Below are 24387 nucleotides of genomic sequence, written 5' to 3'. Positions count from 1 at the left end.
TCGTCTCCTCTTGCCTCTTGCTGTCTCTTACGACCTGCTACGACTTCTCCACGTACCGCAGTGAACGAAGTCCGCGTTCCAGATGCCAGTGCAGATAGGCGGACACCAGCCCGCTGCCCTCCCGCACATGCCGCGCCTCGCACGCGTCCGCCGTCTCCCAGTCTCCCGTAAGCAGCGCACCGAGCAGTTCCAGGGCCTGCGGTGAGGGTACGACGCTCCCGGCCACCCGGCAGTCGGCGCAGACGACCCCGCCCGACGCCACGGAGAAGAACCGGTTCGGTCCCGGCATCCCGCACTTCGCGCAGTCACCGAAGCTTGGCGCATAGCCGTTGACGGCGAGGGAACGCAGCAGGAACGCGTCAAGGATGAGATGCGGAGCGTGCTCACCGCCGGCCAGCGTCCGCAGCCCGCCCACGAGCAGCAGATACTGCTGTACGGCGGGCTCGCCCTCGTGATCGGTGAACCGCTCGGCCGTCTCCAGCATGGCCGTACCGGCGGTGTACCGCGCGTAGTCGGCGACGATCCCGCCACCGTACGGAGCGATGGTCTCACTCTGGGTGCACAACGGCAGCCCGCGGCCGATCAGTTCGCTCCCCCGCGCGAAGAACTGCACGTCCACATGGGAGAAGGGTTCGAGCCGGGCGCCGAACTTCGACTTGGTCCGCCGCACCCCGCGCGCCACCGCGCGTACCCGCCCGTGACCCCGCGTGAGCAGCGTGATGATCCGGTCCGCCTCACCCAGCTTCTGGGTGCGCAGCACGATGCCGTCGTCGCGGAACAGACTCATGCCGCCCATTGTCCCCTACGGCCCTGTGGCGCCACGACGCTTCAAGGCACCTCGCCGCGGCTGCGGGCGTTCGCGTACGCGGTCGCCGCGCTCAGCCGCTCGGCCGGGGTCGCGTCCCGCACGGCCGCCGGCTCGACGTCCCACTCCCGCCCGCCGCCGTACGGGCGCAGCTGAACATAAGGCCCCTCATGCCCCATGACGATGCCCACTCTCCCGTTACGGGTGTCCACGGCGACCGATCCGACAGGCGGCTTCATCGCTCTCCTCGCACCCGAATCCGGAATTCCATCAAGGTTTCCCTCACCTCCAAGCAGTGTGCCCACACCTGACTCCCCTCCCTTTTCGACTTTCACGCTTCCCGTCTCCGGAGCGCCCCTCCTCCCCCTACACTCGGCAGGAGTATGTCGACGGCAACTGCGGTGCGGACCAAGGGGGTTGACTATGGCCGCCAATTCGAACAGGGAATTCGGAAACCGCAGAAGGACCTGGTCATCCGGTTTGGCGAGATCCTGAGAACCGACGGCATCGTCTATACAGAAAGGGTGCTTTCGGCGCCGATTCCGTGAAGGTCGGCGTTGCGGTCAGGCGCGTTCCCTCCCCTCTTCCGAGTATGGAACGAGGCTCGAACGGGGGAGGCCACTCATGCCGGTCCGCATCCACTTCACGGACGACGACCTCGCACACATCAGGCTGGCGCAGACACCGGACCCCTTATGGGAAGCGCTGCTGAGCATGCACGTACTCCAGACCAACACCGCGTCGGCGGTCTTCGGCCCCTGGCGGCGGGCGGTACGACCCGAACTGCCCGGCCCGGTGCGCGAGTTGCTCCGGCTCGCACCGCCCCACGGCTACTCCCCGGACTTCCTCACCCCGGCGGGCGCGGCCGGCGGCCTGGAGGCGGGGATAGGCGCACTGCTCTCCACCCCGCGCGGACGGCTCCGGCACGATCTGCTCGAACTCTCGCGCACGGGGCGGAAGTTACCGTCCTGGGCCCCGTCACTGGCCGAGGGCGACGGGGAGGCCGTAGCGCATCTCGCCCAAGCGCTACGCACCTACGTCCGGATCGCCCTCGCCCCCTGGTGGAACGGCATCCGCACCCGCCTGGACGCCGAACGCTCGCTCCACGACCGCTTCCTGACGAAGGGTCACCTGGACGACCTGCTCGGCAGGCTCCACCCCGGCCTCTCCTGGAAACCGCCGGTACTCGAAGTCGGGGGCCTGGGCGGAGCGGACCGGGACGTCCGACTCGACGGCCGGGGGCTGCTGGTCCTGCCGTCGTACTTCTGCTGGCGGCGCCCGACGCTCCTCCGGGACCCGACCCTCCCGGTGGTCGTGGTCTACCCGATGGCCCACGACACCGCCGTGGGCCGGACGACGCGCCCCCGCCCCTCCCTGGGCGCACTGCTCGGCCAGACCCGCACGGAGGTCCTGGAGTCGCTGGCGGAGCACCACGGCATGACGACCACGGAACTCGCCCGGGGCGTGGGCATCGCACCGGCCACGGCCAGCCACCACGCGGGAGTACTGCGCGAGGCGGGCCTCCTGAGCACCTCCCGCGCGGGCCAGGCGGTCCTGCACACGCTCACGCCATTGGGCCTGGCACTACTGGACGGTTAGCGGGTCGATACGAGCCTTGAGCAGACAGAACTCATTGCCTTCGGGGTCGGCCAGCACATGCCACTGCTCGTCCCCCGTCTGACCGATGTCGGCCCGCCGCGCACCGAGTGCCAGCAGCCGTTCGAGCTCGGCTTCCTGGTCCCGGTCGGTGGGGTTGACGTCGATGTGCAGCCGGGACTTCCCCGGCTCGGGCTCGTCCCGCCGGCTGAAGAAGATGGTCGGATGCGGCCCCCCGAACCCCTCACTCGTGCCGATCTCCGCCCACTGCCCTTCTTCGCTGTCGAGCACGACGAAGCCCAGAACCTCGCACCAGAACCGCGCCAGCACCTCGGGGTCACGGCAACCGAGCACGAGTTCACCGATACGACACGCCATGAAAAAACCTGCTCTCAGGGACTCCCAGCAGTGAAAACAACCTCGCGACCGTACTGGACGATTCGAGCACGGTCGAAGGGTTTTCCGTCCCCCGTACGGCAGTTGCGAACCTGAGGCCATGCTGACCGCACTCCGCAAACGCACCGTCCAACTCTCCGTCCTCGCCCTGGCCCCCCTCGCGCTGCTCCTGACGCCGGGCACGGCACAGGCCACCACCTGCGACGGCGGCTACCAGTTCCACTGGCACTGGCACGACGACTCGCTCTTCTTCGACACCACGATGGCCAACTCGACCATCACCATCACCCGTTGCTGGGACGGCCAGGGCAACCTGACCAGCGGCACCACGGCCTCGATCACCAGCACCGAGACCGGCTGGGGCAGCATCAACCAGGCCAAGACGATCGACGGCACCTTCCAGATCACCAACTCCGCCCCACAGCAGTACCAGGGCTACCTCCCCGAGAAACTCGGCTACGCCGGCAGCCCGCCCGCCGGCGAGGTGAAGGTCACCGTCAGCATCAACTCCAACGGCGACATGTCCGTCAACACGGACCCGCCCCCGTACATCGAACAGGGCACCGACCCGGGCTTCGTCGCGGACGGGGACTACTCCAGCAGCGACTACGGCCAGGTCGTACCGCCACCGCCGGGGGCGTGACTCTCTAGCCCACCGAGACCAGCCCCGCCTCGTAGGCCAGGATCACCAACTGGACGCGGTCCCTCGCGTCCAGCTTGGTGAAGAGGCGGGTCAGGTAGGTCTTCGCCGTGGCCACGCTGATGTGCAGTTCGGCCGCGATCTCCGTGTTGGACAGCCCCGAGCCGACCAGCGTCAGCACTTCGCGCTCCCGCTCCGTGATGCCCGTCAACTCACGGCGTACCCGGGCGGGTTCGGGGCGGGACGACGCGAAGTCGTGGATCAGGCGCCGGGTCACGCTCGGGGCGATCAGGGCGTCCCCGGCGGCCACCACCCGTACCGCGCCGATGATGTCGTCCAGGGCCATGTCCTTGACCAGGAACCCGGACGCGCCCGCGCGCAGCGCGCCGTAGACGTAATCGTCGTCGTCGAAGGTGGTGAGGACGACGACGCGGGCCGACGCCGAACTCTCCGTGATCCCGCGTGTGGCCTCGATGCCGTCCATCCCCGGCATGCGGATGTCCATCACCACTACGTCCGGGGCGAGTTCGGCCGTCAGCCGCACCGCCTCCGCCCCAGTGCTCGCCTCCCCGACGACCTCCATGTCGTCGATGTCGGCCATCACCATCCGCAGCGCGGTACGGATGAGTTGCTGGTCGTCGGCGAGGAGCACGCGGACGGGGCCGCTCATCGAGCCACCGCCGCCGGTACCGGCAACCGCGCGGCGACCCGGAAGCCGCCCTCGGGACGCGGTGCCGCCGTGAACTCCCCGTGCAGCAAGGCGACTCGCTCCCGCATACCGGCCAGCCCGAAGCCGGTGTCGGTGGCGGTCCCGTGGCCGCGCCCGTCGTCCGTGACCTCCAGGGCGAGTTCGTCGTCGCGGTAGTCGAGGGTGACCCGGCACGCGCGCGTACCCGCGTGCCGTACGACGTTGGTGACGGACTCCTGGATGATGCGGAACGCCGACAGGTCGATGTCGGGCGGCAGTTGACGCGGCTCACCGCGCCGACGCACGTCGACCCGTACCCCGGCCGCCGTGGTCGTGGCGGCGAGCCGGTCGACGTCACCGAGCCCGGTGGCCACGACAGGAACCCCGCTGTCGGCCGCCCGCAGCGCGACCAGCATGCGGCGCAGCCCGGCGAGGGTCTCGCGCCCCTCGTTCTCCACCGCCCGCATCGCCTCCCGCGCGGCCTCCGGCTGGGTCGTGGTGACCCGGGCCGCCGCGCCCGCCTGGAGGGCGATGATGCCGATGCTGTGGGCGACGGTGTCGTGCATCTCCCGTGCGATACGCAGACGTTCGGCGGTGACGGCCTGGGCCGCGGCCTGCGTGGTGAGCCGCTCGGCGTAAGCGCGGTTCTGCCGCACCGAGTTGCCGATCAGCCAGGCGACGACGGCCGTGAGGGCGAGCACCGACCAGCTCTGCCAGTCGCCCCGGTCCGTGCTGTAGGTGAAGAGGAGGGGGCGGCCGAGTCCGGTCCGGGAGAGTTCGTAGGCGGGCAGGACCGCGATCGCGAGGGCGAGGGCGGTGAGGCTGCGGCGGCGGCCGGCGCTCGCGGCGATCCAGCCCACGGCGATGTCGATCGCCGCGTAGTGGATCAGGCCCACGGTCAGCCCGTTCAGACCCAGCGTCACGGCGTACGTCCCCGCCAGCAGCAGCCCGAGCCCCGAGAGCGGGCGGCGACGCAGCAGCACGCACCCGGCCGGGGCGAGGACGCTGCCCGACGCGATGAGCACCCAGCCGTCGGGCGTGGGCGGGAAGGGGTCGGTCGGCATGAGGGGGAGGTGGAAGAAGGCCCGGATCGCGAACAGGGTGCCGTAGAGCCAGGGCACGGCCGTCCAGGCAACCGGCGGCACGCGCTTGAATAGGGGCCGGGTCGGTGTGGCGGGCATGCCGTGATCGTAGGGGCGCGGGGCGGGTGCGGTCATCGACCCGGAGACGTACGACCGGGGTCGACATCGACGCCGTGGGAATGTCAGCGCCGGGGCGATGCCGGGGACCCGCCGCCCGCGAAACCGTGGTCCCGTGATCGAAGTCAACGAACTCACGAAGCGGTACGGCCCCACCACCGCCGTACGCGAACTGTCCTTCACCGTCCAGCCCGGGCACGTCACCGGCTTCCTGGGCCCGAACGGCGCCGGCAAGACGACAACTCTGCGGATGCTGCTGGGACTTGTCGAGCCGACCACCGGCACCGCCACCATCAGCGGTCACGACTTCCGCCGGCATCCGCGCGGGCTGCGCCACGTCGGTGCGCTGCTCGACGCGGGCGATGTGCACGGTGGGCGGTCCGCGCGGGCACATCTGCGAGCACTCGCCCTGAGCAACCGGATCGCCGCGGGGCGGGTGGAGGAGGTGCTCACCGAGGTCGGGCTCACCGGGGCGGCGGCCCGGCGCCGGGTCGGCGGCTACTCGCTCGGTATGAAACAGCGGCTCGGCATCGCGACCGCCCTGCTCGGCGACCCGCCCGTCCTCCTCTTCGACGAACCTCTCAACGGGCTTGATCCGGAAGGGGTGTTGTGGGTGCGGGGCCTGTTCCGGAAACTGGCGGCGGAGGGTCGTACGGTCTTCGTCTCCAGCCATCTGATGTCCGAGATGGAGAACACGGCCGATCGGCTCATCGTCATCGGCCGGGGCGAACTGATCGCCGCCGAGAGCCTCGAACAATTCGCCGCACGCGGTACGGCGCCGACGGTGACCGTGCGGACTCCGGACGCGGGCGCGCTGGCCGCCGTACTGGCATCGGAGGGTGCGGTGGTGGCTCCGTGCGACGAGGAGACGCTGAAGGTCACCGGGGCCAGCGCCAGTCGTATCGGTGAACTGGCGCACGAACACGGCTTCCTGTTGCGGGAGTTGACCACCGAGCACGCCTCTCTGGAGGCGGCCTTCATGGAACTGACCGCCGACAGCGTCGAATACCTGGCCGGAGACTCCCGATGACGACCGTTCCCGTGACCGTGCCCGTCCCGCGCTTCGGCGATCTGCTGGCCGCCGAGTGGCTCAAACTCCGTTCCCTGCGCTCCACTTACTGGGCGCTCGGCGTCAGCACCCTCGTCGTGATCGCCTTCAACGCCAACGCGGCACGCGCCGACTACGTCGACTATCCGCACTACAACACGGTGATGCGCGCCCACTTCGCCAACAACGCGCTGTTCGACGCCTTCACCGACGGTGCCGCGTTGATCCTGATCCTGACGGCGGCGAGCGTCGGCGCGGTCACGGTCGTCGGCGAGTACTCGACGGGGCTGATCCGCACGACCTTCGCGGCCGTGCCGGACCGCCGGGCGCTGATGTCGGCGAAGGCGGCCGTGGTGACCGCGGTCATGACGGCGTACGGCGCGGTCGTCGCGTCCGCCTCCTTCGCTGCGGCCCAGGCGATCCTGTCCGGGCGCGGCCTGGGCCTGTCGATCAGCTACCCCGGCGCCCTGCGGGTGGTCGTCGCGTCGGCACTGCTCGCCCCGGTGTCCGCGCTGGTCGGCATGGCCATGGGCGCGCTGATCCGGCACAGCGCCACGACGATGGTCCTCGCGACCGGACTCCTGCTCCTCCTGCCCACCTTCGTCACCGAGCGCTACCGCTGGACGGCCTGCGTCCGCAATGCCCTGCCCTTCAACGCCTGGGGCCGACTCGTCCAGGTCAACTACGGCCGCATGCCCTACACGTTGGCCGAGCGGTATCCGACGACCGTCGCCGGCGCGTGGACCGTGTTCGCGGTGTGGGCCGCGGTCGCTGCGGTGGTCACGGTTGTTGCCGTTGACCGGCGGGATGTGTGACCGCCCTTCCTCCGTCCGGCTCCGGTTCCGGATCCCGTTGCGATTCCGGTTCCGTCGCCTCCCACAGCACGTTGAAGCGGTTGATCCGTTCCTCCACGTGTTCGCGGGTCATCTTCAGGGTCGTCTTGGCCGGCATGACGCGGATGTCGGGCTCGGTCTCATAGCAGAGTTCGCCGTCGAAGACGATGAAGTCGTTCAACGAGTTCATCTGGGCGGTCGGTTCGAGCAGGGACCGGACCGCGATACGCGCGTCGATCCCGAACTTGTGGTGTCTTTCGCAGAGTTGGCGGAGGCTGCCGGTGACTTCCGACTCCTCGTCGACCAGGAACACGCGCCGGATCTGTACCCGGCGTGACTTGATGGCCGTTTCCTGGGCGGCCAGATAACGTCGCGCGGGCTCGCTCGACCAGAAGTCGCGGTCGACGGACGTGCTGGTGGCGTAGAGCGTCCGCTTGACGCACTTGGTGAGGTCGATCAGCCACTCGTGGTTCTCGCCGGGGCAGTCCGCCGTGCCGTTGCCGAGGTTCTCCATGAGCAGCGCGAGGCGGCCCAACTCCTCCTCGGCGAAGGCCTTCACGAGGTCCGCGCCCTGCTCTCCGACTTTCGTGTAGCCCAGCACCAGCCGGGTCACCTCGTCGGAGCGCAGCACCGAACCGTCGACCTTGCTGTACAGCTCGGTCGCCGCGTTGATCTTCGCGAAGCTCTCGTCGACCGCCGCGCGCATCTCGGTGTGGTGGCTGGACAGGCTGTCCTTCATGTCCCGGATGCGCCGCTTCTGGCTCTCCTGGACGGCCTCCAGCCGCTCGCCGAAGTCCACGAGCAGCTGCACGATCAGCGTCGCGCAGCCGAGGACGATGGACATCGTCCACTGCCACAGCTCACCGTCGTCCTCGTTCAGGACGTTGGTCACGAAGAAGGCGGCAACTCCCGCTAAGATCGCGAACCCTGTCCTGATGAACAGCCTCGATCCACGCTGGGCCTGATCCTGCTGTGGTACCGGCCCTGCCCCTGGTGTCGTCACTCCGTTCATGTGAACCTCTCCCCCGTCGGATATGCGGTTCGTGCCGCCCCGTCAGCGCGTGCTCAGCGCCTGGTGCAGCAACGGGATTGCCTGTATGGCCAGTTGGTCCCGGATACGCTGGCGAAGGTTCTCCCATTGGCGGCTGAAGCCCGGTTCCCGCTCCAGTACGTCCCACAGGTGACCCAGCGTGCGGTCCACGTGCGCGCGCGGCATCCACAGATGCAGCAGGTGATCGACGGCCGGTCTCAGCGCCAGGACCGCCGCGGGCCCGTCCGCCGCACCGAGCCGGCTGTTCTCCAGCATGTGCACCACCGTCGTCAAAAGCCAGTCGTGCAACGCGAGGTCTTCGCAGAGCCCCGCGATCGCGGCCGCCTCGGTGCCGTCCGGCACCCTCAACTCCACTGTCCGCAGGCCGTCTTCGGCCAGCGTGAAGCGGTCAAGCGTCGCCCCCTCACCCTCGGGCGCCCTCCGCGCCGCCCAACGCAGGTACGTGCGGCGGGACTTGAAAGGCGCCTTGTGGTCGAGGAGGGGATGCCGCACCAGCTGCGCGAGCAGCCCCTCGGCGATCATCCCCAGGTCCAGTTCGCCGCGCCCGCCACCGCGCAACACGCCCTCCGCGGTGGCCTGTTCGGGCAGTTTCCCGAACGGCTCGACGACCCCGGGGCGGACGAGGTAGTGCCCCCAGGACTGGCGTACGTCGGGTCCGGCGGCCGGGGCGCTGAAGTAGGCGGTGGACTGCACGACGCGGCCTTCGGTGAGCGCCGCGCGGGCGGCCACCGTACCGACGGCCCGGACCTTGGCGCCGTTCGAGGTGGGCAGCCGGCAGTCCACGCCGGTGAGGACCTCGGGCGAGAGGGCGTAGAGATTGGGCCGCTCGGAGACCCGGACGTGTTCGTCGGCGCGCAGCCGCAGGAGTTGGGCGGCGGCGCGGCCGTCCAGCGCCTGGAAGGACGGCAGCAGACCGGTGCGCACCTCGCCGCAGGCGAGGACCGGGCGCGTCTGCTGTCCGGGGGTCGTCATGTCAAGTCCCGTCGGGTGACACCGAGTTGGCGGGCTCCTCGTAGAACACATAGGTGGCGCGCTGGGCCACCGCCTCCGGTACCGCGACGCCTTCGCCCGCGGACCGTTTGGCGACCTGTTCGAGCGCGCCGGAGTCCACGTCTATCTGGTCGAGGATGAGCCGTACGGCATCCTCCACGGCCACGAACCGGTTCGCCATCAGCGTGCAGGTGCGGTACGCGCTGAACGGGACGCGGGTGTCGCTGAGTTTGAGCAGCGGCGGCAGCCGGTCCCAGTCGTGCGGGAAGTCCCCGCCGGTCCAGGGCTGCGGGACGAGCACCGGCTCGCCCAGGTGCCGTAGCAGACCCAGGCGGGCCAACTGCCATACGGCGGCCAGGAACGGGCAGGACCACAGACGGCCCTTGTCCGTCTCGGACCACAACTCGACGTCCATGAAGACCGAGTGGTTGCGGGCCGCGGTCTCGTGGGGCGGCTGCCAGGTGACGATTTCCGCCAGGGCACTGCGCGTTGGCGTGGTGCGCTGGCCGTTGGCGAGCCAGCCCGTCTGGCTGACCGGTGGGCGGGAGCCGTGGCTGCCCGGCGGCGGTGACTCGACGAGGCGGTGCATGACGGACTCGGCGAGCTCGATCCGGTCGGCGACCGCGCAGCCCGACTCGCGGGCGAGGTAGTCGATGACAAGGCCGGCCTTCTCGGCCTCTTCGAGGACCAGCGGGACGAGTTCGGCCGGGGTGGAGAAGCGGGTGAAGTAGTCGTCGATCAGGAAACAGGTGCTGATGCGGGGGCGTTTGCCGCCGGAGCGGCGGGCGGCGGAGGCGCGGGCCGCGTCCACCCAGATCCGGACCTCGGCGAAGTGTTCGCGCAGCCGCTCGGGGCCGGCCTCGAAGTCCTCCATGTAGAGGTGGCCCAGCTCCAGCGAGAGATGGGCCAGCGGCACGGACTGGGTGCGCGGGTCCGCGGTGGTCTCCCGGAAGACGGCCTCCGTCATGCCTCCTCCCAGTACTTGTCGTCGGTCAGCCGCGCGGCGAGGTCGCTCAGTGCCTGCCAGGTCTCCATGGTGGCGATCTGGCTGTCCAACACGTCCTCGTCGGTGATGAGTTGCTCCCGCCACTGGAGCACCGGCTCCAGCGGCACCGAGCCGAGCACCTGGCTGTAGCCGATGCCGTGGTGCGAGGCGAGATGCTTCAACTCGGTGTCGCACTGCTCCATCCACGCCGACTGGGTGGGCGTGGCCTGCGACCACAGCGCCGAGTCGGGATCGGGTACGGCGGCCCGTACGAAGCGGATGGCGCCGCGCAGCGCGTCCTCGTCGTGGCCGCGGGCGACGCCGCCGGCGAGGATGCCGCGCTTGCCGTAGACGAGGCTGGCCGCGGCCTCCACATGCTGGCGGGTCCAGCGGTGGAAGACCAGCCAGCGGGCCAGGACACCGCTCATCGCCCGCTGCGAGGTGGCCGCGAGGACCATGTCGACGGCGTAGCTGCGGCCGGCGCTGAGGTCGACGACGATCAGGTCGAACTCGCCGTTGAGGCGCAGGAGAAGGTCCACGCAGCGGCGCAGGTTGTCGCCGGAGGTGGCGAACTCGCCGCCGCTGAGATCACCGGGCATGAGGATCAACCGGCCTGCTCCGGGCGGCTGGTTGCGCAGAACGCGGTGTTCGGTGTCCGCCCAGACGTCGATCCTGACCGGTTCGCTGATCTCGCCTATCAGATAGGAGTGCAGTCCGCGGTCCTCGGCTGCCTCGCGGGCCTCGGGCACGTCGAAGACGGCCGAGGCGGTGGGCGAGCCGAAGTCGAAGTCCAGATAGCAGACGTCGTCGCCCATCAGCGCCCGCTGGTAGGCGAGGTTGGCACTGGTGACGGACCGGCCCGTGCCTCCCTTGTCGGAGGCCGCGAAGATCAGCACGGGTCACACCCCCTGGGCCGTGGCGGCTTCACGGGCCCGGGCGAGTGCGTCGAGCTGGCCCAGTACGTCGAGGGTCAACGAGTAGGCGGTGCCCGGCTGTTCGTCGACGAGGGCGCGGGCGCGGCGCAACTTGACCTCGATTCCCCTGAGTTGCATGCCGCGTTTTCCGTCGGAGTTGGGCGCGGGTGCCATCTGTTCGTTGCCCAGGAGGTGCGTGGACTCGCTGAGCAACGCCCGTGCCAGCTCGGTGAGTTCGAGGCTGCGGATCGGTGGCTGCGCGTACATGTTGTGGACCTGGACCATCACCTCGGTGACGCGCTCGGTGATGCTCCAGGACACCGGCCCCTCGGTGAGGGCGGTCTCCGGGTAGATGGCGTGCACGTTGTCCCACAGGCCGGCGCCCTCGCCGTCGCCCACCCGGCGCCGCCACACATGGCCGAAGATGTCCTCGGCCAGCCTGAGCAGCCGGTCGTGCGCGGAGAGGTTGCGGGAGAGCGTGCACAACTGCACGGTGCGCTTGAGGAGTTGGGCCGAGAAGTCGCTCATCGTCCAGTCCATCGGCGGGCCGATGGTGCCGCCGCCCTGGAGGGGCAGGGTGACGCCGGGGTTGTGCAGCTGGATCATCGGGTCGTCGCGCGTCATCCGGCTGGTGATGCGGCCGCGTTCGGCCAGGCGCTCCATGACGCGGACGGTGCGGGTCAGGTCGTCGTCGGTGGCCCGGCGGCGCATCAGGTCGTGCACGAGGATCGCGGCGACCGAGAGCGAGAAGTACTCCGACTCCAGCCGCTGTCCCGTCGTACGCCAGGGAATGTCCTCCAGGGGCCAGCGGTCGCCGTCGAAGCGGGCGATGCGCGACCAGTACTGCTGCGTGATCTCCCAGCGCAGTCGTAACGCCTCGGCGAGCTTCTGCTGTTCGGCGTTGAGCAGTCCCAGGGTCAGGGTGCGGTCGGAGAACAGGTCCTGGATCCCGTCGAGCGCGACCACCGTGAAATAGAGGTACGGCACCGGGTTGGCGACGCCGACGGGCTGGGTCCCGATGGTCTCCTCGGTCTCCACCTCGGGCGCGTCCCGCACCAGGCTCCAGGCCCAGCCGCACTCGAACAGCTGGCTCTCGTCCTTGAGTGCCTCCTGGACGTCGAGGCCGAGGATGAAGCTCTCGATGATGGCGGCGCGCAGCGGCCGGAACCGCCGCTGGAACTGCTCCAGCACCTGACGCTGCGACAGCTGCCCCTGGCCGAGGAGTTCGCAGAGCGTCTGCCCCTGGGAGGAGTCGGTGTCGTAGACGTTGACCGTGAACGACCGCAGCAGACTCACCATGGCGGCGGTGAGCCGGTTGCTGGTCGCGGCCTTCAGTTCTTTGATCGTCTCCTGCATGTCGCCGCGGCGGGTCTTGGACTCGTAGACCTTGAGGAAGCCGAGCAGGGCGAGACAGAGGGTGATCGACATGGAGAACGAGTCGGTGACGCCGAGTTGGCGCTGCTCCTCGGTGAGGTCCTGATCCTTGTCCCGGGGCTGGAAGTAGTAACCGCCCGCGAACGTGGGCCTCTTGTCGTCGGTGTGGGTGCGCATGAACTCGACCGCGGCCGTGACGAGGTTGGCCGGAATCTCCAGCCGTCCGCCGGCCCGCTTCAGCGTCTGCTGGACGTCGGTCAGCGTGGTGTCGGGGTCGTCCAGCCGGAACGACGGCAGCTCGGTCGCCGGATACAACAGGCAGAGCAGGCGCTCGGCATCGGCGACGCTGCTCTCACCACCCCATTTTCCCCACGCCCACTCCCCTCCGTCGAAGGAGTGGCGGGCGACCGCCTGCCAGATGTCCAGCAGGTGCTGCCGCGGCTTGATCTCCATTCCATGCCCCTCACACAGACCGCACTGCCCTCAGCCGAGGAATATCCCTCTTCTGTTGTGAAGATTCACCGGTCGGCCGCCCTGTCAGCCGATCGGAACCTGTGGGTCCGAATTTCCGCGCCAGCCATAGGAGAGGATTATTCCGGAATACCCGTCCCGAAGCCCGGCCTCACTTTTGAGCCGCTGCACCTTGAACTCGTCGGCGAATGGCGCGAGGCTCTCCCGCACCTCGCTCTCCCCCACGTCACACGCGGGGAAGAACTGCTCACCCGTGTGATAACCCTTGGAGTGTTCCATAAAAGCGGCGGCAAAGGGGGCCTCTGGGGCCAGAGCGCGCATGAAACACTCCACACCCAGGGTGAACTCCTGGTACGACGAGGTCATCGACTCGGCGACGAAGAACATCGTCCCCACCGACCACTGGCCGGCGAACCGCTCAAGATCGAAGATATCGCCCTGCTGGACCTTGACGACCTCGCGGAATCTCTCGCGGGGGTCGGCGTCGAAGGCGTCGTAGTCCTTGTTCTCGCGCAGGGCGTCCCAGAACTGGTCCCAGTTCCGCGCGTACGAGTCGACCTGGCTCTCCAGGTAGGCCACGTTCGAGGGCGAGCGCTCGAAGAGGGTGATCCCGTCGCACCACGGAAGCATGGACAGCGCGGGATAGAGATTGGCGCCGGCGCCCACGTCGATGCCGTATACCGGGCCGACGCCCTGGTTCCGGAAATGGCCCGCGAAATGATCCCGGACATTGGTCAGGATCTCGGCGTCCTCCGCCTGTAGGTCACCGTAGTTGTGATCTACATATGCGATCGAATCGAACGCGCTCCAGGCGACTTCCGCGTTTTTCACCAGTCCACACTAACAACATCACAGGCGCGACGTACACCTCATCGTCAATTTCGCAGGACAATCTACGTCAAGTCACAGCTACGGCTGGGGCGCACGGGGGGCGCATCGTGGCGAATGCATTCATGCGACCTGATTCGGCCTTGAACTGCCGGATTGCCCCACCCAAGATGGGTGGAACCCTGCCGAACACACCAGAAAGGCAGGACTCACACGTCTCGCCCGTACCACCCGTACGAGTCGCACGAGCCGTCAACGCGCAATTGACTTCCTACCCCCAGGAGGCAGTATGACGCCCTTTCCGGAGGAACGTTTCCCTTCTGTAGGGCGCCGCACTGACCAGGCATTCTTCGCCGACCGCGGCGAACGCCCGCTGACCCTGCGGGGCGTCACCGTGGCCGACCTGCCCGAGCTGCTCCGGGTCGACAGGGAGGCCTTCCCCGAGGAGCCGTACACACAGGTCGTGCTCAGACAGCTGGTCGACATCCACGGTGACCGCATCCTCGTCCTGGACGACGGCGAGGGTCTGCTCGGCTACGTGCTGTTCGTCAACACCTCGGACGGCTACGTGAGTTGGATCATGAGCCTCGCCGTCATCCCCCACCTACAGGGCCGCGGCCTCGGCCGCCGCCTGATGGTCGAGGCCCTGCGGCGGCTGCGTACGGAGCATGTCCACCAGGTCCGGCTGACGGTGGAACCGACGAACGCCGCCGCGATCATGCTGTACCGGTCGCTGGGCTTCTCGTCCGAGGAAGGCGTGGAGAAGGACTACTTCGGACCCGGGGAGGATCGGCTGGTCATGACGTTGGGGATGTGAGAGGCGGAAGCGGAAGACGAAGGGGCCTACGGGTGACGCGCGTTCAGCGGCGGCATGCCCGCGCGTACCGTCGCGCGAGCGCGTGGAACGCCTCCTTCGGCTCCCAGTGCCAGGGCGAACTCGGGTCGTACGGGCGGTCCTTGACGGTCCTGGTGATGGAGTAGCTCGCCATGTCGAGGTCGTGGCGGGGGTCGTGAGCGCGGTGGGGTGCGTCCGGGGTGACGAACTCGAAGGCCATCGCGCCGTAGAGGTTCATCGACTCGAAGACCTCCAACAGGCCTGTGACGTACGCCGCTTGGGTGTGTTCGCTGCGGGTCAACTGGCCCTTGATCTCCTCCGGGTCCTTGTCGTAGTCGACGACGTTCCAGCCCATGCCGGCGGTCTTCTCGGCACCCTTGTACGCGCAGGTGCCGAACTCGGTGATGGTGACGGGCTTGCCCCAGCGTTGGTAGCTCCTCAACTCCTTTACGTAGTCGGCCGGTTGGCGGAAGTACGAGTAGTAGTCGATGCCCACGACGTCGAAGAGGGTCCAGTCGACCTCGTCGTCCTGGGCGGCGGCGTAGCTGAGGTTGCCGTGGAAGACCGAACGGCCCAGTGCTGCCGCCTTCTTGGTGAAGGCGTTCAGCCTGTGCTGCGTCTTCGCCGGGTCGAACGTGCCGTCCAGGATGTTCTGGACGCGGTCCAGGACCGTCGCTCCGGGCACGATCCCGGGGACGAACAGCCAGAACTCGCAGCCCACACTGAAGTCGACGCTCGCGCCCTGACGGCGGAGGCGTTCCGCGAACCGGCCGGTCTCCGCGAGGTGTTCGAGGATGTCCCGCTCCGGGACGTCGGCGAGGGTGGGCTGGAGCCAGATGTGCAGGCCGAGTTCGGCGGCCTCGGCGGCCGTCGCGGTGAGGCGGTCGACACCGTCGCCGGTGACGTCGACCGTGTCGGCGTGCAACGCGTCGCGGATGGCGCGGAGGTCGGTGCGCATGCGGCGCGGGTTCCAGGCGGTGGCGGGGGTCTCACCCTCGCCGACCGTGTAGACAACGCCGTGGTGGCGTAGACCGGGCCGGCCACGCGTGGCATGCACCTGCGCCGTCGCCTGTCCTGACGGCAGCAGCGCGCCCGCCGCTCCGAGGGCCAGCGCCCCCGTCAGGAACTGCCCCCGAGTGATCCCCTGCGCGATCCCCTGTGTGTTCACCATGCGCCCACTGTGCCGAGCGCGGGCCCGCAGCGGTGTCCGCCGATGGTCTAAGGCGGCGCAACCAAGGAATGACGCCCTGCGTCGGTCACTGGAGAGATCGTCGACGGAGACCGACCGATCGTCGACGGAGACCGAACAAAGGAGAGCGTGATCTCAGGCTCCGAACAGTCCCCTACGACCCCTACGACCCACACCGCCACCGCCATCGCGACTCGCCGCACCCTCCTCACCGCCGGTGCCGCCACCGCCGCGACCCTCCTCGCTGGCGCCTCCCCCGCGCAGGCGTCGGACAGCACGGACAGCACGGCTCGGCTGCGCGCCCTTGAGGAGCAACACAGCGCCCGCGTAGGCGTGTTCGCGCACCACCTCGGTACGAAGAAGACGGTCGTGCACCGCGCCGACGAACTCTTCCCGATGTGCTCGGTGTTCAAGACGCTCGCCGCCGCGGCCGTCCTGCGGGACCTGGACCGGCACGGTGAAGTTCTCTACAAGGTCGTGTACTACACGGAGGCCGATCTGGTCGACGGTTCCGACCAGACCCGGGCGCACCTGGCCGACGGCATGACGGTCGAGCAGCTCGCCGACGTGGCGATCCGCTACAGCGACAACGGCGCCGGCAACCTGATCCTGCGCGAACTCGGCGGCCCCACCGCCGTCACCCGCTTCGCGCGTTCCCTCGGCGACCGGGTCACCCGGCTCGACCGCTGGGAGACCGAGCTGAACTCGGCCGAGCCGGACCGGATCACCGACACCACCAGCCCGCGCGCGATCGCCGGCCTGTACGGCAAGCTCGTCCTCGGCGACGCCCTGCGCCGCCCCGACCGCGACCGGCTCACCGCCTGGCTGCTCAACAACACGACGAGCGCCGCCCGTTTCCGCGCCGGGCTCCCCGCGACCTGGACGATCGCCGACAAGACGGGCAGCGGCGACTACGGCACCGCCAACGACGTCGGCATCGCCTGGACGGAGGCCGGTGACCCGGTCGTCCTCGCGGTCCTGACGACGAAGCCGACCCTGCCCGACGCGCCGTACGACAACCAACTCGTCGCGGACACCGCCAGGTTGGTGGCGGAAGCCATCGGCTAACGCGGGAAGTACTGCCTCGGCGTCACCCCGACCACGCGGTGGAACGCCGCCGTGAAGGAACTCGCCGAGGCGTACCCCACGCGTCGCGCCACGGACTCCACCGGCAGCCCCTCGGCGAGGTACGGCAACGCGGCCTGCATCCGCAGCCGTTCCCGCCACTGTCCGAACCCCAGGCCCGTCTCCGCGACGAAGAGCCGCGCCAACGTCCGTGCGCCAGCACCGACTTGGGCCCCGTACTCCGCCAGGGCCCGCCCGTCCGCCGGGCGGGCCCGCAGCGCCTCGGCCACCGCCCGCGCCCGTGGATCACGCGGTTCGGGCACGGCCACGCTGGTCACCGGCACCGGACGCAGCTCGTCGAGGAGGACGAGTTCGGCTCGCGCGCGGGCGTCCGGTGTCAGGTCCGTGCGGTCCAAGTGCTCGACGAGCGCCCGGAGAAGCGGGGTGACCTCGACGACCGTGGGGTCCCGCCAGTCGATGTGCGGGCAGCTCACCGGGTCGATGTACGCACTGCGCATGACGGCGTCACCCTCGGACTCCGCGGCGTGCGGGACGTACGCGGGAATCCACAGGGCCAGCGACGGCGGCAGCAGCCAGGTCCCGAGGTCGCTGCGGATTCGCAGCAATCCCCGCTCGGAGCAGGCGAGTTGGTGGACGGGATGCCAGTGCGTGACGAAGGCCGTCCCTCGCGGCATCGTGAAGTGGCCGACGAGGATGGCCGTGTCGAACCGGCGCCCCCACTCCTGTCCGTTTCGCGACATGACTCGGCAGCCTAGCCCGTGGCGGACAGCCACCCGCCCCGCCTAGCGTCGACGTATGCCGATGAACCGAGCCCACCGCAAGCTGTGCAGCTCCGAGGGATGGGCGCAGACGACGAAGGACCGCATCCTGCCCTGGGCCCTTGAGCACGTCGAACTCGGCGCGGACGTACTGGAGATCGGCCCCGGCTACGGCGCCAACCTCCGCGTCCTCGTCGAGCAGGTCGACCGTCTCACCGCCGCCGAGATCGACGCCGGCACCGCACGGCTGCTCCAGTCCCAGTGGGGCGACCGGGCCACCGTGCTCCACGCTGACGGCGCCGAACTGCCGTTGCCGGACGGGGCGTTCGACTCCGTCGTCTGCTTCACGATGCTGCATCACGTGCCCACGGCCGCCCACCAGGACCGTATCTTCGCCGAGGCGTTCCGCGTGCTGCGTCCCGGCGGCACGTTCGCGGGCAGCGACAGTCAACCCGGCTTCCGTTTCCGGGTGTTGCACTTCCGGGACACGATGAACACCCTCGATCCGGCGACGCTCCCGGCCCGGCTGGAGCGGGCCGGTTTCACGGACGCGACGGTCGAACTGCACCTGGAGAGCGGCGGCCTACGCTTCCGAGCCCGCCGAGTCTGACACCTGCGCCTACATCTGCTCCTGCCCGAACCGCAGTACGTATCGCCGCTGCCACGGCGTCTCCACCGCGTGCCGGTCGTAGTGGGCGCGGACGTAGTCGACCGCCTCCCCCGGCGGCACCCCGTCGAGGACCGCGAGGCAGGCGAGTGCCGTGCCGGTGCGGCCCCGACCGCCGGCGCAGGCGAACTCGACGCGCTCGGTGAGTGACCGGTGCCAGGCGTCTGTCAGGACCGCGTGCGCCTCGGCGCGGTCGGCGGGCAATCGGAAGTCGGGCCAGCGCAACCACCGTGTCTCCCACGGCAGTTGGGTCGGCTGCTTGCCGAGGAGATACACGCCGTACGTCGGTACCGGGCCGTCGGCGGGGAGGGGGCGGCGCAGGCCGCGGCCCCGGACCAGGCGGCCGGAAGGCAGCCGTAGGACGCCGGTGGCGGTCGGGTTCCAGGGTTCAGTCACTTCGCCAGCGTAGGGACAGGGAGGGGCTCGCGTAGCCGAAGAGCGGGGTCAGCCCACTCCCCGCGACTCCTGCGCGGCCCGTGCCTCGATGCCGCGGAAGTGGTCCGTCATCGCGCGCCGCGCGCCCTCGACATCGCGGGCGCGCAGCGCGGTGACGATGTCGCGGTGGCGGCGCACGGTGAGTTCGGGGGCCGGGTCGTCGGGCCGGCCGCGGGCTCCGGCGACGCGACGGAACACCGTCCAGAAGGCGCCGAGGAGTTGGGGGACGAGTTCGTTGCCGAGTGAGGCGTAGAGCAACTCATGGAATTCGCGGTCGAGTTCGGGGAAGGGGCGACCGGCGCGGCCCGCTTCCTCCATCCGGTCCACCACCGCTTCCAGCCTGTCCAGTTCCGGCTCGGTGACGATGGCGGCGACCCGATGAATCAGGCCCTCCTCCAGCACCTCGCGCACCTGGAGTATCTCGGCCAGCGCGTCCGCGTCGTCCTCGTGCCGGGTGAGCGTACGGAAGGTGAGGCCGTCGACGAGCGGGGTCAGCGAGGCGCGGCCGACGTAGGTGCCGTAGCCGTGTCTGATCTCGACGATGTCGAGGGCCTGGAGCGCCTTGAGGGCCTCGCGGACGGAGTTTCTGCTGATGCCGAGGTCTTCCATCAGCTCGGCCTCGGTGGGCAGCGGCGCACCGGGCGGGAGTCTGCGGTCGAGGATCAGCTGGACGACCTCGCGCTGTATCCGACTGTTCCTCGGCTCCCCGGACATGCGCCGCATCGTAGCCGCATCAGAGGTCCTACGTCCCATGTCTGACCTCGGCCGGATCGGGAAGGCCGTCAACTTGCGCCATTGACGGGCGTTTTCGCGCACCTCTTCAAACTGCCATTGGTCCGACCTCTGACGGCTACGCCATTCGTGTGCGATGCCTTGACCACCCCCACGGGCGCTCTTATGGTCGCGCTGACCGCAGGACGTAGGACGTCGTACCTCCTGGAGGAACCATGCGCGAAGACGTGACCCAGAACGTGCCCGCGCTGCACCGCCGGGCGTTCCTGAAGTACTCCGGCGCGCTGGGCGCGGCGGCCGCGATCTCCTCGTCCCTGACGGCCTGTTCGTCGGGTCCGCAGTCGACGAACGACACCGGCGGCGGGGGCACCGGGAAGAACCGGACGCTGACCGCGGTGATCGGCTACGGCAACGACGGCAGCTGGGATCCGACGCAGACGGCGTCCGCGTTCGCGATGGCCGGCAACAACCACATCTACGAGGGGCTGATCGACACCGACCCGATCACCCGCGCGCCCTACCCGGCGCTGGCGACCGCCGTGCCGAAGGACACGAGCGGCACCTCGTGGACGTTCACGCTGCGGGCGGGCGCCAAGTTCCATGACGGGCAGCCGGTCACCGCCGACGATGTCGTCTTCGTCTTCGACCGCATCCTCGACCCGAAGACGACGACCCTCGCCCAGGGCTTCTTCGCCAGTTGGCTGAAGGAGGTCCGGAAGATCGACGCGCGGAACGTCGAGTTAGTCCTCAAGTTCCCCTTCCCTGACGGGATTTCACGGCTGACACTCGCGAAGATCATGCCGAAGCACATCTTCTCGAAGCCGGGCGCCTGGGACGACGCGATCCAGGGCAAGGCGGTCGGCTCGGGGCCGTACCGGCAGACCGCGCACCACCCGAAGTCGAACACGACCTTCGCCGCGTTCGCCGACTACAACGGCCCGCGCCCGCCCGCCTTCAAGACGATGAACTGGCTGACGATCGTCGACGCGGCTCCCCGCGTCGCCAAGATCTCCGGGTCGAGCGCGGGCGCGCAGATCGCCGACAACATCCCCTACGCCAACATCCAACGGCTGCGCGGCGGCGGCCTGTCGGTGGCGGGCGGGGCCGGGATGAACAACCTGTTCCTGATGTTCAACACGCAGCACAAGCCCTTCGACGACGTACGGGTGCGCCAGGCGCTCCACTACGCCATCGACACCGGCAAGATGGTCCAGGTCGCCCTGCGGGGGCACGGGAAGCCGTCCTCGTCGTTCCTCAACGAGGGCAACCCGGCCTACCGGCGCGCGAAGACGGTCTACGACTACGACCCCGACAAGGCGAAGGCACTGCTGAAGGCGGCCGGGGTCAGCGGGCTGAAGATCAACATCATCTCGGTGAACGTGAGTTGGATCGTCGACTGCCTGCCGACCATCAAGGCGTCCTGGGACGCGATCGGGGTGAGGACGACCCTGTCCCCGCAGGAGACCACGGCCGTCTTCACCAAGATGGACCAGAAGCAGGACTACCAGGTGGTCGCCGCCGCCGCTAACCCCAACCAGTTCGGCCTCGACGCGGACCTGATCATGCACTACAACTACGGCCCGCAGAACCTCTGGATGGGGTACGCCCGTTGGGCCGGGAATTCGGTCGCCAAGCAGCTCTTCAAGGACATGGACCAGGCGACGCGGGAGCCGGACGCGGCGAAGAAGAAGACGATGATCCAGGACTACATCGACACCGTCGCCGAACAGGCCGTGCTCTACCCGGTCGTCCACAACGAGCTGATGACCTCCTGGGACCCGAAGAAGCTGACGGGCATAAGGGCCCAGCCCTACCCCGGCATCAATGTCCTCCAGGCCAAGTGGGTCTAGCAGCAGGGGAGTTGGCCCATGGTCACCGTCGTCAGGATTCTGGCCCGCCGTATCGTCCTGCTCGTGCCGCTGATGCTCGGCATCGTGCTGTTCGTGTTCGTGGTGATGCGCTTCTCGGACGTCGACCCGGCGTCCGCGTTCTTCCAGGGCGCCAACCCGACTCCGCGGCAACTGCACGACTTCCGCGAGCGGAACGGCCTGCTCGATCCGCTGCCTCTCCGCTACGTCCACTTCGTGGGCGCACTCCTCCACGGCGACCTGGGCACCAGCGCGCTGACCCGGGCACCGGTCCTCGAGCAGGTCACCACCGCGCTGCCGCTCACCCTCCAACTCACCTTCCTGGGGCTGGGGATCGCGGTCGTGTTGTCGCTGCTCGGCGGGGTGACGGCGGCCATCTACCGTGACCGGCTGCCCGACCAGATCATCCGGGTCGTGTCGCTGACGGGGGTCGCCGCACCCGGCTTCTGGCTGGCGCTGCTGATGATCCAGTACCTGGCCGTCGGCCAGGGCTGGTTCCCGACCGGCGGCTACATCAACCCGGCGGACTCCCTCACCGGCTGGCTCAAGACGATGGCGCTCCCGGCGCTCGCGCTGTCGCTCCCCGTCGCGGCCCAACTCACGCGCATCGTCAGGACATCGGTCGTCGAGGAACTGGACAAGGACTACGTCCGGACAGCGATCGGCAGCGGCCTGCCACCGAGGGTGGTCGTCGGCCGCAACGTGCTCCGCAACGCGCTGATGAACCCACTCACCGTCCTGGGCCTGCGCGTTGGATACCTGCTCGGCGGTGCGGTCGTCATCGAGACCATCTTCTCCCTCCCCGGGATGGGCAAGTTGATGATCGACGCCGTGCAGAACGGCGACCCGGCCGTCGTCCAGGGCGTGGTGCTCACGACGGCGACCGGGTTCGTCGTCGTGAACCTGGTCATCGACATCCTCTATCTGCTGGTCAACCCCCGCCTGAGGGAAGCCTCCTGATGTCCACTCAGTTCCCCCAGTTCCCCCGGTTCTCCCGCAAGGGCCTCGCCGAGTCCCTGTCCCGGCCCGGCGTCCGGCTGCGCGGCTGGCGCCGGCTGCCGCTGCTGTCGAAGGTCGCGGTGGGCTTCCTGGCGGTCGTGGTGCTGGTGGCGTTGTTCGCGCCGCTCATCGCCCCGCACGACCCGCTGGACCAGCAGCTCCCCGTCGACGGCACCGGGCACCCGTCCGCCGACCACTGGATGGGCCAGGACAGCCTGGGCCGGGACATCCTCAGCAGGCTGATGTACGGCGCCCGTTGGTCCCTCGCGATCGGGCTCGGGGCGACCGCGCTGGCCCTGGTCGTCGGCGCGCTGATCGGCGCGGTCGCCGCGACCTCCCGCAAGGGCGTCGACGAGACGCTGATGCGCTGCCTGGACGTGGTGATGGCGTTCCCCGGCATCGCGCTGGCGGCGGTCCTGGTCGCGGTGTTCGGCGGCGGGATCACCGTACTGATCTGCGCGATCGCGTTCCTGTTCACCCCGCCGGTGGCAAGGGTCGTACGGGCCAACGTACTTGACCAGTACGGCGAGGACTATGTGACGGCCGAGCGGGTGATCGGCGCCCGCACCCCGCACATCGTCGCGCGGCACGTGGCCGTCAACTGTGCTGCTCCGATCCTGGTGTTCTGCACGGTGCAGGTCGCCGAGGCGATCGTCTTCGAGGCGTCGCTGTCGTTCATCGGCGCGGGCGTACGACCTCCGGACCCGTCGTGGGGCAGTGTCATCGCGGACGGCAAGAACATGGTGCTGACCGGGGGTTGGTGGGCGACGGTCTTCCCCGGCCTGCTGATGCTGATCACGGTCCTGTCGCTGAACATACTGTCCGAGGGCGTCTCCGACGCGTGGGCGGCACCGGCCCCGCGCGAGGTGGACGTACGGCACGACGAGGACCCGCTCGACGCCCCGCAGCCGGGCAGCGGCGAGGTGCTCCCGCTCCCCGGCCTGACGGAGGCGGCGCTACGACTCCGGTCCCGCGCACGGCCGTTGCCCGACCCGGACGGCCAACCGGTCCTCGCGGTCGAGAACTTGGCGATCGGCTTCGAGGGCCGGCACCACGGCGTCGACATCGTCGACGGCATCAGTTTCGAGGTACGGGCGGGTGAAGTCCTGGGCCTGGTGGGCGAGTCGGGCTGCGGCAAGTCGCTCACGGCGCTCGCGGTGATGGGCCTGGAGCCGAAGGGCGCCCGGGTGCGCGGCCATGTCCGGTTCAACCAGCGGCAGTTGGTGGGCGAGCCGATGCGGTTGCGCCGCAGACTGCTGGGCCACGAGATGGCGATGGTCTACCAGGACGCGCTGTCGTCCCTGAACCCGGCGATGACGATCCGCGCCCAGCTCAAGCAGGTGATACGGCGCGGAGGGCGCCGTGGCGCGGGCGAGTTGCTGACGATGGTCGGCCTCGACCCGGACCGCACCCTGCGCAGCTACCCGCACGAACTCTCCGGCGGCCAGCGCCAACGCGTGCTGATCGCCATGGCGTTGTCCCGCGACCCCAAGCTGATCGTCGCCGACGAACCGACGACCGCCCTCGACGTCACCGTGCAGGCGCAGGTCATAGAGCTACTGCTGGGCCTGCGCGCGGAGTTGGGTTTCGCGCTCGTCCTCGTCTCGCACGACCTCGCGCTGATCGCCGACGTCACCGACCGGGTGGTGGTGATGTACGGCGGGCAGATCGTGGAGACGGGCGTGACCGCCGACCTGGTGGAGTCACCGGCCCACCACTACACGCGCGGCCTGCTCGGCAGCGTGCTGTCCCTGGAGTCGGCGGCCGAGCGGATGACCCAGATCAAGGGCGTCGTCCCCTCCCCCGCCGACTTCCCGGCCGGCTGCCGCTTCGCGGACCGCTGCCCGCTGGCCAGCGATCTCTGCCGTACGACGGCGCCGGGTCTGGTCGGCCCGCGTACGCACACGGCGGCCTGCCACCACCCGGCGATCGACCTGGTTTCGACGGAGAGGGGGGCGGTCACGTGAGCGGGGTGGTGGTTGAGGGCTGTCTCTTATACC

26 protein-coding genes are annotated in these 24387 nt (G+C 69.3%); 11 read left to right on the top strand and 15 right to left on the bottom strand.

The genetic code is table 11. The features are described from left to right. Positions 1 to 37: 37 nt before the first annotated feature. Both recO and ACNFOC_RS22880 read right to left on the bottom strand, forming a co-directional pair. Positions 38 to 787: a DNA repair protein RecO gene (gene recO / locus ACNFOC_RS22885; RefSeq protein WP_318016219.1), complete on the bottom strand. Its 750-nt coding sequence runs from the start codon at positions 785 to 787 to the stop codon at positions 38 to 40. A 41-nt stretch (positions 788 to 828) separates the two neighbouring features. Further along, positions 829 to 1044, bottom strand: a complete 216-nt coding sequence (locus tag ACNFOC_RS22880) for a hypothetical protein (protein WP_327404223.1) — start codon at positions 1042 to 1044, stop codon at positions 829 to 831. 144 nt (positions 1045 to 1188) lie between these two features. On the opposite strand from ACNFOC_RS22880, the gene ACNFOC_RS22875 reads away from it, so the two are divergent. Next, the gene (locus tag ACNFOC_RS22875; protein WP_416960967.1) at positions 1189 to 1353 is read left to right on the top strand and encodes a hypothetical protein; all 165 of its coding nucleotides are present in this window, start codon (positions 1189 to 1191) and stop codon (positions 1351 to 1353) included. A 76-nt stretch (positions 1354 to 1429) separates the two neighbouring features. After that, the gene (locus ACNFOC_RS22870; RefSeq protein ID WP_416960966.1) at positions 1430 to 2404 is read left to right on the top strand and encodes an ArsR/SmtB family transcription factor; all 975 of its coding nucleotides are present in this window, start codon (positions 1430 to 1432) and stop codon (positions 2402 to 2404) included. On the opposite strand, the gene ACNFOC_RS22865 is transcribed toward ACNFOC_RS22870, so the two are convergent. After that, entirely contained in the window at positions 2390 to 2779 is a 390-nt protein-coding gene (locus ACNFOC_RS22865; RefSeq protein WP_416960965.1) for a VOC family protein, read from the bottom strand. The two genes, ACNFOC_RS22870 and ACNFOC_RS22865, sit on opposite strands and share 15 nt — an antisense overlap. A 118-nt stretch (positions 2780 to 2897) precedes the next feature. Between ACNFOC_RS22865 and ACNFOC_RS22860 the strand changes: the two genes are divergently transcribed. After that, positions 2898 to 3440, top strand: a complete 543-nt coding sequence (locus ACNFOC_RS22860) for a hypothetical protein (protein ID WP_416960964.1) — start codon at positions 2898 to 2900, stop codon at positions 3438 to 3440. Between the two features lie 4 nt (positions 3441 to 3444). Here ACNFOC_RS22860 and ACNFOC_RS22855 read toward each other — a convergent pair whose 3' ends face one another. Further along, the gene (locus ACNFOC_RS22855) at positions 3445 to 4107 is read right to left on the bottom strand and encodes a response regulator (RefSeq protein ID WP_416960963.1); all 663 of its coding nucleotides are present in this window, start codon (positions 4105 to 4107) and stop codon (positions 3445 to 3447) included. Continuing rightward, positions 4104 to 5306 carry a sensor histidine kinase gene (locus tag ACNFOC_RS22850; RefSeq protein ID WP_416960962.1) on the bottom strand — a complete coding sequence of 401 codons (1203 nt, stop codon included), beginning with the start codon at positions 5304 to 5306 and terminating at the stop codon, positions 4104 to 4106. Before ACNFOC_RS22850 ends, ACNFOC_RS22855 begins: the two co-directional genes overlap by 4 nt. A gap of 133 nt (positions 5307 to 5439) precedes the next feature. On the opposite strand from ACNFOC_RS22850, the gene ACNFOC_RS22845 reads away from it, so the two are divergent. Then, positions 5440 to 6354: an ABC transporter ATP-binding protein gene (locus ACNFOC_RS22845; RefSeq protein WP_416960961.1), complete on the top strand. Its 915-nt coding sequence runs from the start codon at positions 5440 to 5442 to the stop codon at positions 6352 to 6354. Further along, positions 6351 to 7187, top strand: coding sequence for an ABC transporter permease (locus tag ACNFOC_RS22840; protein WP_416960960.1), 837 nt, complete (start codon positions 6351 to 6353; stop codon positions 7185 to 7187). The genes ACNFOC_RS22845 and ACNFOC_RS22840 overlap by 4 nt, the downstream gene beginning before the upstream one ends. Here the strand turns inward: ACNFOC_RS22840 and ACNFOC_RS22835 are convergent. The 6 genes from ACNFOC_RS22835 to ACNFOC_RS22810 all read right to left on the bottom strand — a co-directional run bounded on the left by ACNFOC_RS22835 (position 7153) and on the right by ACNFOC_RS22810 (position 13821). Further along, positions 7153 to 8097 carry a hypothetical protein gene (locus ACNFOC_RS22835; RefSeq protein WP_416960959.1) on the bottom strand — a complete coding sequence of 315 codons (945 nt, stop codon included), beginning with the start codon at positions 8095 to 8097 and terminating at the stop codon, positions 7153 to 7155. The genes ACNFOC_RS22840 and ACNFOC_RS22835 overlap by 35 nt on opposite strands. Positions 8098 to 8259: 162 nt before the next feature. Then, positions 8260 to 9228 carry an SCO2521 family protein gene (locus ACNFOC_RS22830; protein ID WP_416960958.1) on the bottom strand — a complete coding sequence of 323 codons (969 nt, stop codon included), beginning with the start codon at positions 9226 to 9228 and terminating at the stop codon, positions 8260 to 8262. Position 9229: 1 nt separating this feature from the next. Beyond that, positions 9230 to 10213, bottom strand: coding sequence for an SCO2522 family protein (locus ACNFOC_RS22825; RefSeq protein ID WP_416960957.1), 984 nt, complete (start codon positions 10211 to 10213; stop codon positions 9230 to 9232). Further along, entirely contained in the window at positions 10210 to 11127 is a 918-nt protein-coding gene (locus ACNFOC_RS22820) for an SCO2523 family variant P-loop protein (protein ID WP_329249450.1), read from the bottom strand. The genes ACNFOC_RS22825 and ACNFOC_RS22820 overlap by 4 nt, the downstream gene beginning before the upstream one ends. A 3-nt stretch (positions 11128 to 11130) precedes the next feature. Continuing rightward, positions 11131 to 12972: an SCO2524 family protein gene (locus ACNFOC_RS22815; protein WP_416960956.1), complete on the bottom strand. Its 1842-nt coding sequence runs from the start codon at positions 12970 to 12972 to the stop codon at positions 11131 to 11133. Between the two features lie 84 nt (positions 12973 to 13056). Continuing rightward, on the bottom strand, positions 13057 to 13821 hold the full coding sequence (locus ACNFOC_RS22810) for an SCO2525 family SAM-dependent methyltransferase (RefSeq protein WP_416960955.1): 765 nt from the start codon (positions 13819 to 13821) through the stop codon (positions 13057 to 13059). Between the two features lie 286 nt (positions 13822 to 14107). On the opposite strand from ACNFOC_RS22810, the gene ACNFOC_RS22805 reads away from it, so the two are divergent. Further along, positions 14108 to 14635, top strand: a complete 528-nt coding sequence (locus tag ACNFOC_RS22805; RefSeq protein ID WP_416960954.1) for a GNAT family N-acetyltransferase — start codon at positions 14108 to 14110, stop codon at positions 14633 to 14635. 43 nt (positions 14636 to 14678) lie between these two features. Here ACNFOC_RS22805 and ACNFOC_RS22800 read toward each other — a convergent pair whose 3' ends face one another. Continuing rightward, positions 14679 to 15824: a glycoside hydrolase family 113 protein gene (locus tag ACNFOC_RS22800; protein ID WP_416960953.1), complete on the bottom strand. Its 1146-nt coding sequence runs from the start codon at positions 15822 to 15824 to the stop codon at positions 14679 to 14681. Positions 15825 to 15971: 147 nt separating this feature from the next. On the opposite strand from ACNFOC_RS22800, the gene bla reads away from it, so the two are divergent. After that, positions 15972 to 16910 (top strand): class A beta-lactamase, encoded by a 939-nt coding sequence (bla, locus tag ACNFOC_RS22795; protein WP_416960952.1) that lies wholly within the window; start codon positions 15972 to 15974, stop codon positions 16908 to 16910. On the opposite strand, the gene ACNFOC_RS22790 is transcribed toward bla, so the two are convergent. Continuing rightward, positions 16907 to 17668 carry an AraC family transcriptional regulator gene (locus ACNFOC_RS22790; RefSeq protein WP_416960951.1) on the bottom strand — a complete coding sequence of 254 codons (762 nt, stop codon included), beginning with the start codon at positions 17666 to 17668 and terminating at the stop codon, positions 16907 to 16909. The two genes, bla and ACNFOC_RS22790, sit on opposite strands and share 4 nt — an antisense overlap. Before the next feature lie 55 nt (positions 17669 to 17723). Between ACNFOC_RS22790 and ACNFOC_RS22785 the strand changes: the two genes are divergently transcribed. Next, the gene (locus ACNFOC_RS22785) at positions 17724 to 18296 is read left to right on the top strand and encodes a class I SAM-dependent methyltransferase (protein ID WP_416960950.1); all 573 of its coding nucleotides are present in this window, start codon (positions 17724 to 17726) and stop codon (positions 18294 to 18296) included. A 9-nt stretch (positions 18297 to 18305) separates the two neighbouring features. Here the strand turns inward: ACNFOC_RS22785 and ACNFOC_RS22780 are convergent, their stop codons facing one another. Together ACNFOC_RS22780 and ACNFOC_RS22775 are read right to left on the bottom strand one after the other, a co-directional pair. Beyond that, a complete protein-coding gene (locus tag ACNFOC_RS22780) occupies positions 18306 to 18749 on the bottom strand; it encodes a protein-tyrosine phosphatase family protein (protein ID WP_416960949.1) in 444 nt (147 codons plus the stop codon). Positions 18750 to 18797: 48 nt separating this feature from the next. Then, positions 18798 to 19511: a FadR/GntR family transcriptional regulator gene (locus tag ACNFOC_RS22775; RefSeq protein WP_416960948.1), complete on the bottom strand. Its 714-nt coding sequence runs from the start codon at positions 19509 to 19511 to the stop codon at positions 18798 to 18800. Between the two features lie 224 nt (positions 19512 to 19735). Between ACNFOC_RS22775 and ACNFOC_RS22770 the strand changes: the two genes are divergently transcribed. From ACNFOC_RS22770 to ACNFOC_RS22760, 3 genes are read left to right on the top strand one after another with little or no spacing between them, the layout of a single operon-like run. Next, entirely contained in the window at positions 19736 to 21370 is a 1635-nt protein-coding gene (locus ACNFOC_RS22770) for an ABC transporter substrate-binding protein (RefSeq protein ID WP_416960947.1), read from the top strand. 18 nt (positions 21371 to 21388) lie between these two features. After that, positions 21389 to 22348 (top strand): ABC transporter permease, encoded by a 960-nt coding sequence (locus tag ACNFOC_RS22765; RefSeq protein WP_416960946.1) that lies wholly within the window; start codon positions 21389 to 21391, stop codon positions 22346 to 22348. Then, entirely contained in the window at positions 22348 to 24354 is a 2007-nt protein-coding gene (locus tag ACNFOC_RS22760; protein ID WP_416960945.1) for a dipeptide/oligopeptide/nickel ABC transporter permease/ATP-binding protein, read from the top strand. Before ACNFOC_RS22765 ends, ACNFOC_RS22760 begins: the two co-directional genes overlap by 1 nt. The last annotated feature ends 33 nt before the right edge of the window (positions 24355 to 24387 follow it).

It is taken from the genome of Streptomyces colwelliae, assembly GCF_048158785.1.
In the GTDB taxonomy this organism is placed as follows: domain Bacteria; phylum Actinomycetota; class Actinomycetes; order Streptomycetales; family Streptomycetaceae; genus Streptomyces.
This window is presented reverse-complemented; position numbering and strand designations above follow the sequence as displayed.

Excerpts from the sequence above, each read along its gene's own strand:
- recO (WP_318016219.1), bottom strand. The coding sequence starts at position 787 with ATGAGTCTGTTCCGCGACGACGGCATCGTGCTGCGCACCCAGAAGCTG.
- ACNFOC_RS22880 (WP_327404223.1), bottom strand. The coding sequence starts at position 1,044 with ATGAAGCCGCCTGTCGGATCGGTCGCCGTGGACACCCGTAACGGGAGA.
- ACNFOC_RS22875 (WP_416960967.1), top strand. The coding sequence starts at position 1,189 with ATGTCGACGGCAACTGCGGTGCGGACCAAGGGGGTTGACTATGGCCGC.
- ACNFOC_RS22870 (WP_416960966.1), top strand. The coding sequence starts at position 1,430 with ATGCCGGTCCGCATCCACTTCACGGACGACGACCTCGCACACATCAGG.
- ACNFOC_RS22865 (WP_416960965.1), bottom strand. The coding sequence starts at position 2,779 with ATGGCGTGTCGTATCGGTGAACTCGTGCTCGGTTGCCGTGACCCCGAG.
- ACNFOC_RS22860 (WP_416960964.1), top strand. The coding sequence starts at position 2,898 with ATGCTGACCGCACTCCGCAAACGCACCGTCCAACTCTCCGTCCTCGCC.
- ACNFOC_RS22855 (WP_416960963.1), bottom strand. The coding sequence starts at position 4,107 with ATGAGCGGCCCCGTCCGCGTGCTCCTCGCCGACGACCAGCAACTCATC.
- ACNFOC_RS22850 (WP_416960962.1), bottom strand. The coding sequence starts at position 5,306 with ATGCCCGCCACACCGACCCGGCCCCTATTCAAGCGCGTGCCGCCGGTT.
- ACNFOC_RS22840 (WP_416960960.1), top strand. The coding sequence starts at position 6,351 with ATGACGACCGTTCCCGTGACCGTGCCCGTCCCGCGCTTCGGCGATCTG.
- ACNFOC_RS22830 (WP_416960958.1), bottom strand. The coding sequence starts at position 9,228 with ATGACGACCCCCGGACAGCAGACGCGCCCGGTCCTCGCCTGCGGCGAG.
- ACNFOC_RS22825 (WP_416960957.1), bottom strand. The coding sequence starts at position 10,213 with ATGACGGAGGCCGTCTTCCGGGAGACCACCGCGGACCCGCGCACCCAG.
- ACNFOC_RS22815 (WP_416960956.1), bottom strand. The coding sequence starts at position 12,972 with ATGGAGATCAAGCCGCGGCAGCACCTGCTGGACATCTGGCAGGCGGTC.
- ACNFOC_RS22805 (WP_416960954.1), top strand. The coding sequence starts at position 14,108 with ATGACGCCCTTTCCGGAGGAACGTTTCCCTTCTGTAGGGCGCCGCACT.
- ACNFOC_RS22800 (WP_416960953.1), bottom strand. The coding sequence starts at position 15,824 with ATGGTGAACACACAGGGGATCGCGCAGGGGATCACTCGGGGGCAGTTC.
- ACNFOC_RS22790 (WP_416960951.1), bottom strand. The coding sequence starts at position 17,668 with ATGTCGCGAAACGGACAGGAGTGGGGGCGCCGGTTCGACACGGCCATC.
- ACNFOC_RS22785 (WP_416960950.1), top strand. The coding sequence starts at position 17,724 with ATGCCGATGAACCGAGCCCACCGCAAGCTGTGCAGCTCCGAGGGATGG.
- ACNFOC_RS22775 (WP_416960948.1), bottom strand. The coding sequence starts at position 19,511 with ATGCGGCGCATGTCCGGGGAGCCGAGGAACAGTCGGATACAGCGCGAG.
- ACNFOC_RS22770 (WP_416960947.1), top strand. The coding sequence starts at position 19,736 with ATGCGCGAAGACGTGACCCAGAACGTGCCCGCGCTGCACCGCCGGGCG.
- ACNFOC_RS22765 (WP_416960946.1), top strand. The coding sequence starts at position 21,389 with ATGGTCACCGTCGTCAGGATTCTGGCCCGCCGTATCGTCCTGCTCGTG.
- ACNFOC_RS22760 (WP_416960945.1), top strand. The coding sequence starts at position 22,348 with ATGTCCACTCAGTTCCCCCAGTTCCCCCGGTTCTCCCGCAAGGGCCTC.